Annotated in this window: 11 protein-coding genes; 2 read left to right on the top strand and 9 right to left on the bottom strand. The window is 69.8% G+C overall.

The window, feature by feature from the left end; translation table 11 throughout:
- Positions 1 to 7: 7 nt before the first annotated feature.
- Together OO67_RS31430 and OO67_RS31425 are read right to left on the bottom strand one after the other, a co-directional pair.
- Positions 8 to 667, bottom strand: coding sequence for a histidine phosphatase family protein (locus OO67_RS31430; RefSeq protein ID WP_033305201.1), 660 nt, complete (start codon positions 665 to 667; stop codon positions 8 to 10).
- Positions 668 to 782: 115 nt separating this feature from the next.
- Positions 783 to 1,388, bottom strand: a complete 606-nt coding sequence (locus OO67_RS31425) for a YdbC family protein (RefSeq protein WP_033305200.1) — start codon at positions 1,386 to 1,388, stop codon at positions 783 to 785.
- 204 nt (positions 1,389 to 1,592) lie between these two features.
- On the opposite strand from OO67_RS31425, the gene OO67_RS31420 reads away from it, so the two are divergent.
- Positions 1,593 to 2,126 carry a TerD family protein gene (locus OO67_RS31420; protein ID WP_033305199.1) on the top strand — a complete coding sequence of 178 codons (534 nt, stop codon included), beginning with the start codon at positions 1,593 to 1,595 and terminating at the stop codon, positions 2,124 to 2,126.
- Positions 2,127 to 2,665: 539 nt separating this feature from the next.
- Here the strand turns inward: OO67_RS31420 and OO67_RS31415 are convergent.
- Both OO67_RS31415 and nrdR read right to left on the bottom strand, forming a co-directional pair.
- Positions 2,666 to 5,575 carry a vitamin B12-dependent ribonucleotide reductase gene (locus OO67_RS31415; RefSeq protein ID WP_033305248.1) on the bottom strand — a complete coding sequence of 970 codons (2,910 nt, stop codon included), beginning with the start codon at positions 5,573 to 5,575 and terminating at the stop codon, positions 2,666 to 2,668.
- A gap of 156 nt (positions 5,576 to 5,731) precedes the next feature.
- The gene (gene nrdR, locus OO67_RS31410; RefSeq protein WP_033305198.1) at positions 5,732 to 6,247 is read right to left on the bottom strand and encodes a transcriptional regulator NrdR; all 516 of its coding nucleotides are present in this window, start codon (positions 6,245 to 6,247) and stop codon (positions 5,732 to 5,734) included.
- A 534-nt stretch (positions 6,248 to 6,781) separates the two neighbouring features.
- Here nrdR and lexA point away from each other — a divergent pair.
- Entirely contained in the window at positions 6,782 to 7,579 is a 798-nt protein-coding gene (gene lexA / locus OO67_RS31405) for a transcriptional repressor LexA (RefSeq protein ID WP_033305197.1), read from the top strand.
- 154 nt (positions 7,580 to 7,733) lie between these two features.
- On the opposite strand, the gene OO67_RS31400 is transcribed toward lexA, so the two are convergent.
- Genes OO67_RS31400 through OO67_RS31380 form a run of 5 tightly spaced genes read right to left on the bottom strand, consistent with a single transcriptional unit; the run spans position 7,734 to position 15,762 of the window.
- A complete protein-coding gene (locus OO67_RS31400) occupies positions 7,734 to 9,701 on the bottom strand; it encodes an ATP-dependent DNA helicase (RefSeq protein WP_033305196.1) in 1,968 nt (655 codons plus the stop codon).
- A gap of 50 nt (positions 9,702 to 9,751) precedes the next feature.
- The gene (locus OO67_RS31395; protein WP_033305195.1) at positions 9,752 to 11,611 is read right to left on the bottom strand and encodes an IucA/IucC family protein; all 1,860 of its coding nucleotides are present in this window, start codon (positions 11,609 to 11,611) and stop codon (positions 9,752 to 9,754) included.
- A 60-nt stretch (positions 11,612 to 11,671) separates the two neighbouring features.
- The gene (locus tag OO67_RS31390; protein ID WP_033305194.1) at positions 11,672 to 12,391 is read right to left on the bottom strand and encodes a GNAT family N-acetyltransferase; all 720 of its coding nucleotides are present in this window, start codon (positions 12,389 to 12,391) and stop codon (positions 11,672 to 11,674) included.
- Between the two features lie 31 nt (positions 12,392 to 12,422).
- The gene (locus OO67_RS31385) at positions 12,423 to 14,342 is read right to left on the bottom strand and encodes an IucA/IucC family protein (RefSeq protein ID WP_033305193.1); all 1,920 of its coding nucleotides are present in this window, start codon (positions 14,340 to 14,342) and stop codon (positions 12,423 to 12,425) included.
- A gap of 28 nt (positions 14,343 to 14,370) precedes the next feature.
- Entirely contained in the window at positions 14,371 to 15,762 is a 1,392-nt protein-coding gene (locus tag OO67_RS31380) for a diaminobutyrate--2-oxoglutarate transaminase family protein (RefSeq protein WP_033305192.1), read from the bottom strand.
- Positions 15,763 to 15,872: the final 110 nt, after the last annotated feature.

Below are 15,872 nucleotides of genomic sequence, written 5' to 3'. Positions count from 1 at the left end.
TGCCACTCTATCCGGTGATGCCGTACGGCTCAGGGGTCCGCCACTGCTGGAAGGGCCGGTCGAGCGTATAACGGCCGTTCTCACCGAGCAGCAGCGTTCTGGACTCGCCGTTTCCAGGATTGGACAGCGACTCGAACTCCGCGACCGACCAGTGGAACCAGCGCATGCAGAAGAGCCGCATGGTCAGCCCATGAGTCACCAGCAGGACGTTCGGCGGATGGTCGGGGGCCTCGAAACTGCGGTGGAGGCTCTCCAGGAACGCGTCGACGCGGTCGTACACATCGGCCCCGGACTCGCCCTGCGCGAAGCGGTAGAAGAAGTGTCCGTACGCGTCCCGGTAGGCCTTCTGCAGCCTGACGTCGTCACGGTCCTGCCAGTTGCCCCAGTCCTGCTCGCGCAGTCGGGGTTCCTCCCTGACACGCACACGTTCCGGTGCGAGGCCGAACGCCCTGAACGTCTCGTGGGTGCGCCGGTAGGGCGAGATGTAGACGCTGACTCGTTCGTCACCGAACGTCTCACGGAGCCGGGAGCCCGTGGCTTCAGCCTGACGCAGGCCCTTCGCCGTGAGCCTGAGCGCGTGGTCGGGCTCACGTTCGTAGACCGTGTCGTCGGCATTGCCCTCGGACTCACCGTGCCGGACGAGAACGATGCGCTGCGGTCGTGCCATGTACCGACCCTAGATGCCGTCCGGCGCGATCGAGCAATTGTGCGGGCTCCATCGGGCGTATGTGACCAAGGAAACGGCCGGCGGGTATGGATCCGGAGGAAACGGGGGGTGTGGATCAGACCGTCCACGACGGTTCGAGCTGCACCACGTCCCCCGCCAGCGATTCGACGTCCCTCTCGGTCTCGGCCCGCGCCGCCAGCCGGGCGACGCCCTCGGGCCGGTACTTGCCGCGTTCGGCGCTCGACTGCCACATCGACAGCACGAGGAACTCGTGTCCCGGGGCTTCGGCGAAGACCCCGCGCAGCATGCCAGGGGAACCCGCCATGGCCGGGTTCCACACCCTTCGCTGCATGAGGGCGAAGTGTTCGACGCGATCCTCGTACACCCGGCTGTGCGCGACCCTGACCACGTCCGCGTCGGCGAAATCCGGCTCAAAACCGGTCTTCACGTCGAAGCGGTAGTCGAAGAGTCCGACCTTCATGTCCTTGTACGTGCCCGACTGGGCGGCGGCCGGCCGGTCGTGCCCGCGAGCCATGAAGGAGTCGTAGAAGACCCTGTTCTCCCAGAACGCGAAGACATGGGCGACGTCGGGCTGCCCTCGGCTCCACCCGCCGCTCTGCCCGCGGAATCCCGGCTCATCGAGCAGCCCCGCCCACTTCCGCTGCTCCCGCTCGAAACCGCGGCGGTCCACCACGGTGCAGCGAATCCACTTGACCAGCACCGCGCCATCGTACGGCGCCCGGCGTGGCGCGGGTCACGCTCCGGGCGGGCCGTTACCGTACGGCCCCGCAGGACCGCGCGGTGCGGCAGTGCGTTTGGCCCGAATACGCCGTCCTGATCCAACGCGGTTGGATCCACGGACAGTTACGGACATGATCTGGGGATGGAAGAGGTCCGTGGGTCCAGCAGCGAGGAGGCACGTCCGATGAGCACTCCCAACAAGGACATCGAGAAGGTCGAAGTGAGAGTCAAGTGGGACCCCAGCACCGCCGGGGAGCCCGCCAACGACCTGGACATCATCGCGGCCACGTACGGGACTGACGCACCCTACGGCAGTCCCGCCTATCTCGTGCACTTCGACAGCAGGTCACCCGACGGAACGATCACGCTGAACCGGGACAGCAGGACGGGGCAGGGTTTCGGTTTCGACGAGGTCATGACACTGGAACTGGACCGCCTGTCCGACGCCTACGCCAGGGTCGTCGTCGGCGTGGCCATCCAGCAGCGCGACGGCCACAAGACCTTCGGCCAGATAGAGCACACGGCCGTGCAGATCCGGGAGGGCTACACGAATCTCGCGGAGGACGACTTCTCGACGGTGGCCGCCGCCACCGCAGCGGTGGTCGCGGAGTTCGTCCGGGACTCCTCGGGGGCCTGGGGCTTCCGGGGAACCGTCCGCGGATTCGACGGCGATCCCGATTCGTTCGCCACGGTGATGGGAAGCCGCTCGGACCGGTGAACGGCAGGGCGGGGGCCCTGCCGCACGACAAAGATCGTCCTGATGACGTCGGTGTCTCCCGACGGTTCTCCGAGGGGCCGGGCGGGGGCTCGGCCGGCCCTCGTGGCCGAGGAAGTCCACCGTCCTCTCAGTGGGCGGACGACACGGTGAGCACCTTCCTCGACGGACGGATCACCTAGGAAGTGATGGCCGGTTTCTGGCCGACTGCGGACAGTGACCCGTCGAGCACCCCGTGGCGGCTGGGCTCGCGGAGACCGGACGGACATCCGCGCACTTCACGCGCAGACCGGCGGGACATGCTGGCCGACGGTGCCGATCTTGCCGCCTCCTTGCTGCGCCCCTCGACCCGGCCCGCCACCGCCGCGCGCACGACGGATCCCGAGACCCGAAGGCCGAAGACCGAAGAGAGCGTCCGTTCCCCGGCAGCGCCGGCGCACGCCGAAGGGGACCGGCCATCGGCCGGCCCCCTTCGTGAGCTGCTGGTCAGCTACGTGCGCGGGTTACGTCGGATCTCGCGTCCAACGCGATTCCGCCCGGTATCAGCTGCAGCCGCTGGTCGAGCCGCAGCCCTCGCAGATGTAGCAGGACCCGGCGCGCTGCATCTTCGTGCCGCACGAGAAGCACAGCGGCGCGTCCGCGCTGATGCCGAGCTGCATCTCGACCAGCTCGGCCGAGGTGTGCGCCGTCTTGGGCGCCGGCTTCTCGGCAGCGCTCTCCTCGGGCGAGGCGACCGCCTTCAGCGGCTGGGTCTGCACAGGAGCGGACTGCGCCAGGCTCTCGGCATCGAGCTCTTCGTCCCCGAAGGCGGGCTCGTACGAACCGGTGTCCAGGTGGCGCTGACGCTCCTCGGCCGAGTGGATGCCGAGCGCGGAACGCGTTTCGAACGGCAGAAAGTCGAGCGCCAGGCGGCGGAAGATGTAGTCGACGATCGACTGCGCCATCCGCACGTCCGGGTCGTCCGTCATACCGGCCGGCTCGAAGCGCATGTTGGTGAACTTGGAGACGTAGGTCTCCAGGGGCACGCCGTACTGCAGACCGACCGAGACCGCGATCGAGAAGGCGTCCATCATGCCCGCGAGGGTGGAGCCCTGCTTGGACATCTTCAGGAAGACCTCACCGAGACCGTCGTCCGGGTAGGAGTTGGCGGTCATGTAGCCCTCGGCGCCGCCCACCGTGAAGGAGGTGGTGATGCCGGGACGGCCCTTGGGCAGGCGCTTGCGGACCGGGCGGTACTCGACGACCTTCTCGACCGCGGCACGGATGGTGTCCTCGGTCTTCGCGGTCACCTCGTCCTTCTTCTCCTCCCACTTCTTGGTGGAGAGGGGCTGGCCGACCTTGCAGTTGTCGCGGTAGATCGCGAGCGCCTTGACGCCCATCTTCCACGCCTCGAAGTAGACCTCCTCGACGTCCTCGACGGTGGCCGTCTCCGGCAGGTTCACCGTCTTGGACAGCGCACCGGAGATCCACGGCTGGATGGCCGCCATCATCCGGACGTGGCCCATGGCCGAGATGGAACGCTCACCCATGGCGCAGTCGAAGACCTCGTAGTGCTCGGTCTTGAGCGCCGGGGCGTCGATCACATTGCCGTTCTCGGCGATGTGGGCGACGATCGCCTCGATCTGCTCCGGCTGGTAGCCGAGACGGCGCAGGGCCTGCGGAACCGTGCCGTTGACGATCTGCATGGAGCCGCCGCCGACGAGCTTCTTGAACTTGACCAGTGCGAGGTCGGGCTCGAGGCCGGTGGTGTCGCAGGACATCGCGAGACCGATGGTGCCGGTCGGTGCGATGACCGAGGCCTGGGCGTTACGGAAGCCGTTCTTCGCGCCGAGGCGCAGCACGTCCTGCCAGGCCTCCGTGGCGGCGGCCCAGACCGGCGAGTCGAGGTCGTCGACGTGGACGGCCACTGCGTTGGCGTCCGAGTGCTGCTTCATGACGCGCTGGTGCGGCTCCGCGTTGCGGGCGTAGCCGTCGTACGGGCCGACGACCGCGGCGAGCTCTGCGGAGCGGCGGTAGGACGTACCGGTCATCAGCGAGGTGATGGCGCCGGCGAGCGCACGGCCGCCGTCGCTGTCGTACGCGTGCCCGGTGGCCATCAGCAGGGCGCCGAGGTTGGCGTAGCCGATGCCCAGCTGGCGGTAGGCGCGGGTGTTGTCGCCGATCTTCTGGGTCGGGAAGTCCGCGAAGCAGATCGAGATGTCCATCGCGGTGATGACCAGCTCGACGACCTTGGCGAAGCGCTCGGCCTGGAAGGACTGGTGGCCCTCGCCGTCGTCCTTGAGGAACTTCATCAGGTTCAGCGAGGCCAGGTTGCACGAGGTGTTGTCCAGGTGCATGTACTCGCTGCAGGGGTTCGAGCCGTTGATGCGGCCGGACTCCGGGCAGGTGTGCCAGTGGTTGATGGTGTCGTCGTACTGGATGCCGGGGTCGGCACAGGCCCACGCGGCCTCCGCCATCTTGCGGAAGAGGGACTTGGCCTCGACCTCTTCGATGACGTCACCGGTCATGCGGGCACGCAGGCCGAACTTGCCGCCCGACTCGACGGCCTTCATGAACTCGTCGTTCACGCGGACCGAGTTGTTGGCGTTCTGGTACTGGACGGACGTGATGTCGTCGCCGCCCAGGTCCATGTCGAAGCCCGCGTCGCGCAGGGCGCGGATCTTCTCCTCCTCCTTCACCTTGGTCTCGATGAAGTTCTCGATGTCGGGGTGGTCGACGTCGAGGATGACCATCTTGGCCGCGCGGCGGGTGGCGCCGCCCGACTTGATCGTTCCTGCGGAGGCGTCGGCACCCCGCATGAAGGAGACCGGGCCGGAGGCGTTGCCGCCGGAGGAGAGCAGTTCCTTGGAGGAGCGGATGCGGGACAGGTTCAGGCCGGCGCCGGAGCCGCCCTTGAAGATCATGCCCTCTTCCTTGTACCAGTCGAGGATCGACTCCATGGAGTCGTCGACGGCCAGGATGAAGCAGGCCGAGACCTGCTGCGGCTGGGGCGTTCCGACGTTGAACCAGACCGGCGAGTTGAAGCTGAAGATCTGGTGCAGAAGTGCGTACGCCAGTTCGTGCTCGAAGATCTCGGCGTCGGCGGGGGAAGCGAAGTAGTTGTAGTCCTCGCCGGCCTTCCGGTACGTCTTCACGATCCGGTCGATCAGCTGTCGCAGACCGGTCTCACGCTGCGGCGTACCGACAGCGCCCCGGAAGTACTTGCTGGTGACGATGTTGACCGCGTTCACCGACCAGAAGTCGGGGAACTCGACGCCACGCTGCTCGAAGTTGATCGAGCCGTCGCGCCAGTTGGTCATGACGACGTCACGGCGCTCCCAGGCGACCTCGTCGTACGGGTGCACGCCGGGGTTCGTGTGGATGCGCTCGATGCGCAGGCCCTGCTTGGTCGCAGTCGACTTGGCTCCCTTGGTGCGGGAACCCCGTGCCGGGCCGCTCGCCGTCTCTGTCATGCCGCCTCCCATATGTGGGCAAAAACGCCCTGAAGTGCCCAGTTCTTCCCAGGGCACAGTGTGTGTCTGATGCTCCGGACGCCGCGCACAGCGTCTCGGAACAGGTCTTGGTGCCGCCTGCCGCCGGCCCGGCCGCCCTGTCGGTCGGCCTGGTGATCAATCAGCGGCGACCGCGGCGGGGGCGGGGGCCTCAAGGGTCTCGCCGCTCCCGCGTTGCTCCGCGCGAGGCCGCTGTTCGCGGAGTTCCGCGATGGCCGCCTCGAAGTCCTCGAGCGAGTTGAACGCCCGGTACACCGACGCGAAACGCAGATACGCGACGAGGTCGAGTTCCTGCAAGGGGCCGAGTATGGCCAGCCCCACGTCGTGTGTCGTCAGTTCGGCACTCCCCGTGGCCCGCACGGCCTCCTCGACCCGCTGGCCGAGCTTCGCCAGAGCGTCCTCGGTGACGGGGCGACCCTGGCACGCCTTGCGGACTCCCGAGATGACCTTGGTGCGGCTGAAGGGCTCGGTCACGCCGCTGCGCTTGACCACCATCAGCGAGCAGGTCTCCACCGTCGTGAAGCGACGGGAGCAGTCGGGGCACTGACGGCGCCGTCGGATCGACGTCCCGTCGTCCGTCGTGCGACTGTCCACGACCCGGCTGTCGGGGTGCCTGCAGAAGGGGCAGTGCATGTCTCCGAACCCTCCTTCACAGCACGACTGAATGGCCCTCGGTGCCCTGTTCAGGGCCCCTGGGGACAGGCTCAAGCATAGGCGATGAACTCCGCCCCGCCGGACCGGGGACCACTACTTATGGGCGGCGATGACAAGGCAACCACTACATCTAGGGTTTTGCCCCACCCCTGCCCCCCGCGCGTGTCGCGCAGGCCCATGGGCCGGGAGGCAGCCTACGGCCCGGCACGAGGGTACGGGAAACGCATGGCGGCCGAGGCCGCAGGGCCACCCGGGAACCGCCGTGGGCGCGCCTCCGCTCGACCTGTCGCGGCACGCGTGGGGACACGCACCCCGCGCACGGGAAGGGGGCGCCGGAGCGTTAGCGTGACCCCGGGGAGCATCGCCGGATCCCGGTCACCGCATCGGCGCATACACCTCCCGGTAAGCCGGTGACGGCCCTTTATTTGTTTTTCACTCGAACGTGTGTTTGGCGCAACCTTTCGAAAGCTACTACCGTTGCCTAACCAGGGAGACCATTCGAGAGGGGCCGACGTGACCACCACCGCAGACAGCGCCACCATCACCGCCCAGGACCACCGCTCCCAGGGCCGACTTGAGCCGGTGCATGCCATGAATGACTCAGTCATGAACGCGGAGGGGCCGGAGCCCACGCGACCCGCACGCTCCTTGCCCGGCCGGCCTCCAGGAATCCGGGCGGACAGCTCGGGACTCACGGACCGCCAGCGGCGCGTGATCGAGGTGATCCGGGATTCCGTGCAGCGACGGGGCTATCCCCCGTCGATGCGCGAGATCGGCCAGGCGGTGGGGCTGTCCAGCACCTCGTCCGTCGCCCACCAGCTGATGGCTCTGGAGCGCAAGGGCTTCCTGCGCCGCGACCCCCACCGGCCGCGCGCATACGAGGTGCGTGGCTCGGACCAGCCCAGCACCCAGCCGACCGACACCACCGGGAAGCCCGCGGCCTCGTACGTGCCACTGGTGGGACGGATCGCGGCCGGTGGGCCGATCCTCGCCGAGGAGTCCGTCGAGGACGTCTTCCCCCTTCCCCGCCAGCTCGTCGGTGACGGCGAGCTCTTCGTGCTGAAGGTCGTGGGGGACTCGATGATCGAGGCAGCGATCATGGACGGGGACTGGGTCACGGTCCGGCGCCAGCCCGTCGCGGAGAACGGCGACATCGTGGCAGCCATGCTGGACGGCGAGGCGACGGTCAAGCGCTTCAAGCGCGAGGACGGCCACGTATGGCTCCTCCCGCACAACTCCGCCTACCAGCCGATTCCCGGTGACGAGGCGACGATCCTGGGCAAGGTCGTGGCGGTGCTGCGGCGGGTGTGACCTCCGCCGGTTCGGACCGGGCCCCGGGATCCCTGCGCCGATCCCGGGGTCCTGACGCATGCCGCCCTGACGCCGTCCTGACGCGTACGCCCGCCCCTCCGTAGGGCCGGGCAGGCGCTACGACGGAGCGGCGGGCCCGGGGCCCCGCCCGCCGTTACTGCGCGGCCTTGGCGGCCGCGTCGATGGCCGCGAGCGAGCGTCGCGCTTGATTACGGTCCGTCGTGTACCAGAAGTCCGGCAGCGAAGCGCGGAGGTAGCTCCCGTACCGCGCGTTGGCCAGCCGGGGGTCGAGCACGGCGACCACTCCCTTGTCCCCCATGGCCCGGACGAGCCTGCCGGCTCCCTGTGCCATCAGCAGTGCCGCATGGGTCGCCGCCACCGCCATGAACCCGTTGCCGCCGGCTTCCTCGACCGCCTTCTGGCGCGCGCTCATCAACGGGTCGTCCGGCCGCGGAAAGGGAATCCGGTCCATGACCACGAGCTGACAGCTCGGGCCGGGGACATCGACGCCCTGCCAGAGGGACAGCGTCCCGAACAGACAGGTCTCGGGGTCCGCCGCGAAGTTCTTGATGAGCTCGCCGAGTGTCTCCTCGCCCTGCAGCAGGACCGGCTTGTCCTGGCGGCCACGCAGGTCCTCGGCTGCTGCCTGGGCCGCCCGCATGGAGGAGAACAGGCCCAGGGTGCGCCCGCCCGCGGCCTCCACCAGCTCGGAGAGCTCGTCGAGCATGTCGGTGCGGGAACCTTCCCGTCCGGGCGTGGCCAGGTGCCGGGCGACGTACAGGATGCCCTGCCTCGGGTAGTCGAACGGCGAGCCCACGTCGAGGCCCCTCCACTGCGGGATGTCGTCGCCCGCCGTGCCCTCGGGAGCGAGTCCCAACGAGGCCCCCACCCCGTTGAAATCACCGCCGAGCTTGAGCGTGGCCGAGGTCAGCACGACAGAGCGGTCGGCGAACAGCTTCTCGCGCAGCAGACCGGACACGGACAGCGGGGCCACCCGGACCGATGCCCCGAAACGGTCATGGCGCTCGTACCAGACGACGTCGTACTCCGAGCCCCGTGTGATGCGCTCCGCCACACTGTGGAACGACTCGACGGACGCCATGGCCTGCTTGCGCACCGCGTCCTCGTCCTGGACGGACTTGTCCCGTGTGCCTCCGAGGGCGGAGATCACCGTACGCGCCGCGTCACGCAGAGCCATCAACGCGTAGCCGAGGTCTTCCGGCACCTCTTCCAGGCGGCCCGGGAGCGCCAGCTCCATGACCCGCTCGAACCCCTCCGACGCGGTCAGCAGAGCGTCGGCCGCCTTCTCGTTGACGAGCTTCGCCGCTCTGCGCACCGCGCGGTTCACCTGGCCGGGGGTGAGCTCGCCGGTAGCCACTCCGGTGACCCGGGAGACCAGCTCGTGGGCCTCGTCGACGATGAGCACCTCGTGCTTGGGGAGCACCGGGGCGCCTTCGATCGCGTCGATCGCGAGCAGGGCGTGGTTGGTGACGACGACATCGGCGAGCTTGGCCCGCTCGCGGGCGGCCTCCGCGAAGCACTCGGCGCCGTACGCGCACTTCGTGGCGCCGAGGCACTCACGCGACGAGACGGAGATCTGGGACCATGCCCGGTCCGAGACACCCGGCGTCAGGTCGTCCCGGTCGCCGGTCTCCGTCTCGTCCGACCAGTCCCGCAGACGCAGCAGGTCCTGGCCCAGCTTGCTCGACGGCGCCGCCGCCTCGAACTGGTCGAAGAGCCCCTCCTCCTCGTCCTGCGGCGCACCTTCGTGGAGCCGGTGCAGACAGAGGTAGTTCGAACGGCCCTTGAGCATCGCGAACTGCGGCCGGCGGCGCAGCAGGGGGTGCAGCGCGTCGACCGTACGCGGAAGGTCCCGCTCCACCAGCTGGCGCTGGAGGGCCAGCGTCGCCGTCGCCACCACGACCCGCTCACCGTGGGCCAGTGCCGGCACCAGGTAGCCGAGGGACTTGCCCGTGCCGGTACCGGCCTGGACGAGCAGGTGGGCGTTGTCGTCGACGGCCTCGGCGACGGCCTCGGCCATGGAGACCTGGCCGGGTCGTTCCGTACCGCCGACAGCGGCGACGGCGGCGTGGAGGAGCTCGGGGAGAGATGGCTTCGTCATAGCCCGTCCACCCTACGGCGCCGCACTGACAACATCGATCGGTCCCGGACTCACGCGGAGGGGTGGAGGGGGTTGGGGACGGTTCCGTGGACAGCCGCATGCGGGCGCTGCGGCCGGTCCCGGTAACCGTCCAGGTGCAGACGGTTGCGGTTGAGACACAGGCGCTCGATCGTCGGCGTCAGCATGTCGAAGATCTCGTACCGCTCCTTGAGGTCGGGAAAGCGCGCATGGTGCCTCAGGATCTCGGCACGGACGAGTGACCAGAAATCACCCTCCGGTACGTCCAGTTGTTCCTCGCAGAGAGGTGACAGATAGCGGAAGACCCCCACGAAGAGCCCGGAGTGGATGAACTGGGTGAGGAACGAGGGATCCTCCGTGAGCAGGATCGCGCGGACGTCCGCGGGCATCGTGTCGTGCTCGGGCAGGCGCCGGCCACTGACGTTGACGTCGTCGACGAAGTCCTTGATCGCGAGGCGTACCGGTACGTCGTTCTCGTCGAAGACGACGATGGCGTTCTCGCCGTGCGGGGAGAAGACCGTGCCGTAGCGGTACAGGAAGTGCAGCAGCGGGGGCAGCAGCGCGGAGAACAACCGGGTCAGCCAGGCGGCCGGGGTCAGTCCCGACCGGGCCACGAGCTCGGCGGTGAAGGAACGTCCGTCGGGATCCGTGTGCAGCAGTGCGGCCAGCGTGCGGGCGCGTTCGCCGGGTGCGAGGCGCGGCTGGAGGGGCTCCCGCCAGATCGCTCCGAGGATCTCCTTGAACTGGTACGGAGACTCGGGGAGGTGATCGTAGAGCGGATGCTCGACAGCCACCGAAGCGACCTCTCCGAGCAGAATGACGCCGCAGGTGTCACGGAGGAAGGGATCGCCGTCGCACAGCCCCTGGACCCATGCCGTGACGGCCGGGGCGGCGAGTGTGCGTTCGGTCGGAAGTCCCCGCCAGACCAGGGTGTTGAGGATCGACAGGGGCAGCTTGACCGTGTGCCGGTCGGGGCGCGCCACGTTGGTGAAGGTGCGGATGGACTGCTGCGGCAGCCGGAGGTCGTCGTCCGTGTGCAGGGGCACGATGTCCCCGTCGGCGATCGCCGGGGCGAAGAGCGGGACGATCCATTCGTCCCACTGCCACGGATGCACGGGGAGGAAGAGGTAGTCCTGCGGGTCCAGATCCCGTCCGCGCAGGATCTCGGCGAAGGAGTCCCGGACGCGGCGGTCCAGTTCCTGGGCGTAGAGGTCTCCCGGGGCGGCGACACGGCCCACTCCCCGGTAGCCCGCTATGCGGGTGCTGACGGCGATCCAGGGCAGTACGGTGGCCGACCGGGCTTCCGGTGTGAAGCGGGCCGCATCGGCGGCGGAGAACCCGAGACGGCCCTTGTTGGCCACGAGCCAGGGGTGGCCGGTCTGGTGGCCTTCGAGTTCGGCGTAAGGGAGTTCGGCGAGCTGCGCCGCGCGGAGCGCGGTGTGGTCGAGGCGGGCGTCGGCGGTGAGCGTGGCGGTGAGCTCACGGATGAGGTGGCCGAGCGTGGCGCCGTCGAGACCGAGGAGACGGCGGCCGCGGGCGAGGAATCGCAGCGGATCCCGGAAGGGTGCCCCATCGGTGCTTCCGTCCCCGGGGCCCCCGGTGGCGCTCTCGCGGATCGTCGCGGGGTCGACGCGCCAGCTGCCGTAGACACCGCGTCGGGCCTGGAAGCTCAGGATCGCACCGTCGTCGAGCGCCAGGGAGTAACCGTCGGCCTGCCCCACGCCGCCGTCCGTCCGTGGTACGGGCTCGATGATCTCTTCGTAGGCGAACTCACCGAGCATCTTGGCGAGGAGCCTCGCCCCTGCCCGGTCCCAGACGGCCCGGTTGAGTTCCGGGGAATCGAGCGGCGTATGAGGCTCCGCCGGGTGACGGCTCGCAGGGTATGTCGGCACGGGGACTCCTCCGGGTGGGACCGATGGGGTTCGAGCAGGCTGTGCGGTGCGGCGAGTTGCTCACAGGTGTTCACGGTGGGCTCGGTCACGGACCATCAGTGCGGCCCGCTTGTCGGGAAGGTCCACTTCCGCGCAGAAACGGAAGCCGGCGCTCAGGAAGGCGGAGACGGACGGGGTGTTGCGCAGGTCCGGCTCCGCGACGACGCGTCCGCAGAGCGGGCGGTTGCCGAGCACGAGGTCGGAGACGGCCCGCAGGAGGATGCTGCCGACTCCCCGTCCGCGGTCGCCCACCGCACCGATGAGGAGGTGGACACCCATGTCGTGGGGCCGCGCCGGGTAGTGGCGGGCCAGTGGGTCCAGGTCCGCACGGTAGATCTCCCAGTAACTCATGGGTGTGCCGCCCAGGACGCCGAGGCAGGGGACGCTGCGGCCGTCACCCCCGAGCTGCCGACGGAGATGGGCGGCGGTCACCGCCTCAGGTCCGGCGAGCTCCCAGAAGGCGGCGACCGCGGGGTCGTTCATCCAGCGGCTGATGACCGGCAGGTCACGCTCGGGTTCCACCGCCACGAGCCGGAACGGCCCGGCGGGGGTCGGGACCGGGCTCCACGCGCCGGGATCGCCCACCAGAGCGGAGGCGCCGGCCCCTGCGGCGACGGCCGCAGGGGAGTCACCGAGCAGGGCGAGGAGCTCCTCGGTGAGCCGCAGCTCCAGGGTGTCCTCGGTTCCGGTGACGTCGGGCGGGACGGTACCGGTCTCGGTGTGGGCATCGGCTTGATGCACCGTGACGCTCTCCTCTCGTGGGTTCAGGCGGTCATGCCTTGTCGCTGCGGAGCGGGTTGGCGATGGCGACGTACACGGACTGGGTGTCCACCGGCCCGACGAGTTCGTCTAGGCCGTGCATCCGGGTCAGCAGATTGGCCTTGCAGCGGAGCTGGCCGGTCTCCAGAAGGTAGGCCGGCAGGGGGGAGCCGAGGTCGACGGCGCCTTCGAGGAAGCGGCGGAACGCGGCGAGGAGCAGTCGTTCGTCGGCCAGCCGCTGGGCTCCGAAGGCCCCGATCAGTCCGAACACGTTGTTGATGCCGAGGTAGTAGGCGAGCCGTTCGTCGGTGACCGCGTCGGACACGAAGGTGTCGCTGACGGCTCCGATGCCCGGGAGCCGGCGCTCGAGTGCGGACCGGTGGGACTCGCGGAAGTAGTAGCCCTGGTTGTCCCGGTACCTTCCGCCGACGGGCCAGCCGTCCGCGTCGAGAAGGACGAGCGTGTTCTGCTGGTGTGCCTCCAGGGCGACGCCCGCGTGTGCGTCGAGCCAGAGGACGGGCAGGACGACGCGGTCGAGGTAGCGCAGGAACCACTCGGCGCACACCGCCCCGGTCGTCCTGCCCGTGCGGGCGGCCAGCGAGGAGACGGTGTCGGCGAGGCGCGAGTGCGTGCCGGGGCGGCCGGGCCACGGCCGGGGGGCGGTGAGTCCGGCGATGCACACCGCGTCGTCGGCCGGGCCGAAGGGGTTGTGGCGGAGCATCACGTCGAGGCCGGGGACGGGGTTGCCGTCCGGGTGGTCCACGGCCAGCCAGGCGGGGTCCCGGACGATGTCGAAGCCCGGGTGTGCCTCCCGCCACCGGTCGGCCAGGCCGGTGCGCAGCAGCCGGTGTACCTCGGCGCCGCGGTGGAGTTCCTTGCGGAGGTTCTCCCGGCGGGAGTTGGTGATGCGTACGCCCAGGGACAGTTTCAGCATGAGGTCGGAACCGGGGCGGTGCACGGTGCGGACGGAGGAGGTGGGGTGCCAGCGTTCACCGTGAGGACCGAGGTCGTGCAGGAGCCCCTTCTCGCACAGGGCGACGACCTCGGGGCGGCGCAGGACCTCTGCGGCCTGCCAGGGGTGGAGCGGGAGCGCCGCGGTCCCTTCGGGGAGGCTCAGCCCTTCGGCGTGGGGCGCGAGGAGCGCCTCCGCCGGGACCGGCCTGCCGGCCTTCGTCCATGACGAGTCCGTGGCCAGCACGGAACGGTCGACCGCCATCCAGTGAAGGGGAAAGGATCCGCGCAGCTCAGGTGAGTAGAGCGGCGTTTCGGACTCGGAGAGACCTTCGCGGCTCTTGGGCGTGGGGTGCAGCGGGTGGCCGAGGACGAGGGACTGCTCGCCGGTGAGGAAGAGATCGGCTTCGGACGGCGCCGCGGGTGTGCGGCGCCGGTCGGCGATGAAGGCAGCCGTGTGCCGTACGGAGTCGGCCACCCTGGCCACCAGATCGACTCCGGCGCTCCGCTCGCTCTCACGGCTCAGCAGCGCGGCCACCGTGACGGCGTCGACGCCCGGGGCGCCGGCGGGCGCGTTCTCCAGCGCCGGCGTCCCGAAGCGGTGCCAGCCCGTCGCGGACCAGTGGACGACGGGGACGATCAGGGCGAGGCCGCTGGCGGGGAGCGGAATGCGCAGCGTGTTTCCCTGCGGCCGGGGAAGATCGTTCTCCCTGGCCCAGCAGCGCAGCAGATTCTCCGTTCCGGCCGAGTCCGCGGCCCGGAGGGGATCAGGGTGATCGAGCAGGTCCTGGTCCGTGAGGCAGGAACGGCCGGGGAGGGCGCCCGTGGGGGTGCCCGCCCCGGCCCGCGGGGCTCCGTGCGGACCGGCCTTCTGGCGTGGCACGGTCGTCGACTCGACGGCGAGAGGGCCCTCCGGCAGGTCATGTCCTCGCTGCTGGCTGGTGAAGGGGCCGTCGGCCTCGGGCGCAGGGGTGGGGTTCACGGCGGTCTTCCTTGTGAGGGGTCCGGGATCAGCGGGTCGGCCCGGCAGAGGCCCGGCGGTACGGAGAGCGCTCGGCCGCTCTCAGCGCGTCGGCGAGGCGGTCGACGACCGCCGTCGCCTGTTCGTCGGTGAGAGTGAGGGGAGGGAGCAGTCGGACCACGGCGTTGTCGCGTCCGCCGAGTTCGACGATGAGGCCGCGGCGCAGGCATTCCTGCTGCACCGCTGCGGCGAGGGCGGGATCGGGTGGTGGGGCGTCGCCGTTCTCGGTGGTGACGGTGGGCGGCTCGGCCTCGGGGTCGACGAGCTCGATTCCGATCATCAGTCCACGGCCCCGGACGTCACCGATGCTCGGATGGTCCGCGCCCAGCGCCCGGAGCCTTGCCAGCATGCGCGCGCCCAGCGTCCCCGCGCGTTCGGCGAGCCGGTTCTCCCGCACGTACGCGAGGGTGGCGGCACCGGCGGCCATGGCGAGCTGGTTGCCCCGGAACGTGCCCGCGTGGGCGCCCGGCCTCCAGAGGTCGAGCTCGGCGCGGTAGACGATCACCGCGAGGGGCAGCGAGCCGCCGATGGCTTTCGAGAGCACCATCACGTCGGGCACGATACCGCTGTGCTCGACCGCCCAGAAGGCGCCGGTCCTGCCGACTCCGGTCTGCACCTCGTCCGCGATCAGCGCGATGGAACGCTCCTGGGTGATCTCCCGCATCCGGCGCATCCAGCCGTCCGGGGCGGGATTGACCCCGCCCTCGCCCTGGACCGGCTCCAGGATCATCGCGGCCGGCGCCGGCACACCGCCTTTGGGGTCGTCCAGGAGGTATCGCGTCCAGTGCGCGGCGATGTCCGCGCCCCGTTCCCCGCCGGCTCCGAAGGGGCAGCGATAGTCGTGCGGGAAGGGCAGCCTCGTCACCTGTACGTCCGGGGCGCCGCCCGAAGCGGCCAGGGCGCCTGCGGTCATCCCGTGGTACGCGCCGGTGAAGGCGAGGAGTCCGCTGCGTCCGCTCGCCGCCCGGACCAGCTTGAACGCCGCCTCGACGGCGTCGGTGCCCGCCGGACCGCAGAACTGGATCCGGGCGTTCTCGGCCAGCTCCCGGGGAAGAGTGGCGAACAGCTCGGTCGTGAAGGCGTCCTTGACCGGAGTGGCGAGATCGAGCACGTGCAGCGGTGCGCCGGAGTCGATGACCTTTCTGATCGCCTCCAGCACCACGGGGTGGTTGTGGCCGAGGGCGAGTGTGCCCGCCCCCGACAGACAGTCCAGGTAGCGCCGGCCGTCCGCGCCCTCGATGGTCATGCCCCGCGCGCGCACCGGCACGATCGGCAGGGACCGCGCGTAGGTGCGGGCCGCCGATTCACGGAGCGCCTGACGCCGCAAGATCCCGTCGTGGGCAGGGGAAAGTGCCACCGGAGCTGGTTCGGTCACGGCCACGGCTTCTCGGTCCTCCTGCTGTAACAGTCGCGTCGCGCGTCGGTACGGCCCGCTGGGGGCGGACCGCGCCGATGAACGCTGTCCGGGGCTCCCCCGTACGTACCAACGAC

The organism is Streptomyces atroolivaceus, assembly GCF_000717025.1.
GTDB classification, from domain to species: Bacteria; Actinomycetota; Actinomycetes; order Streptomycetales; family Streptomycetaceae; genus Streptomyces; species Streptomyces atroolivaceus.
This window is presented reverse-complemented; position numbering and strand designations above follow the sequence as displayed.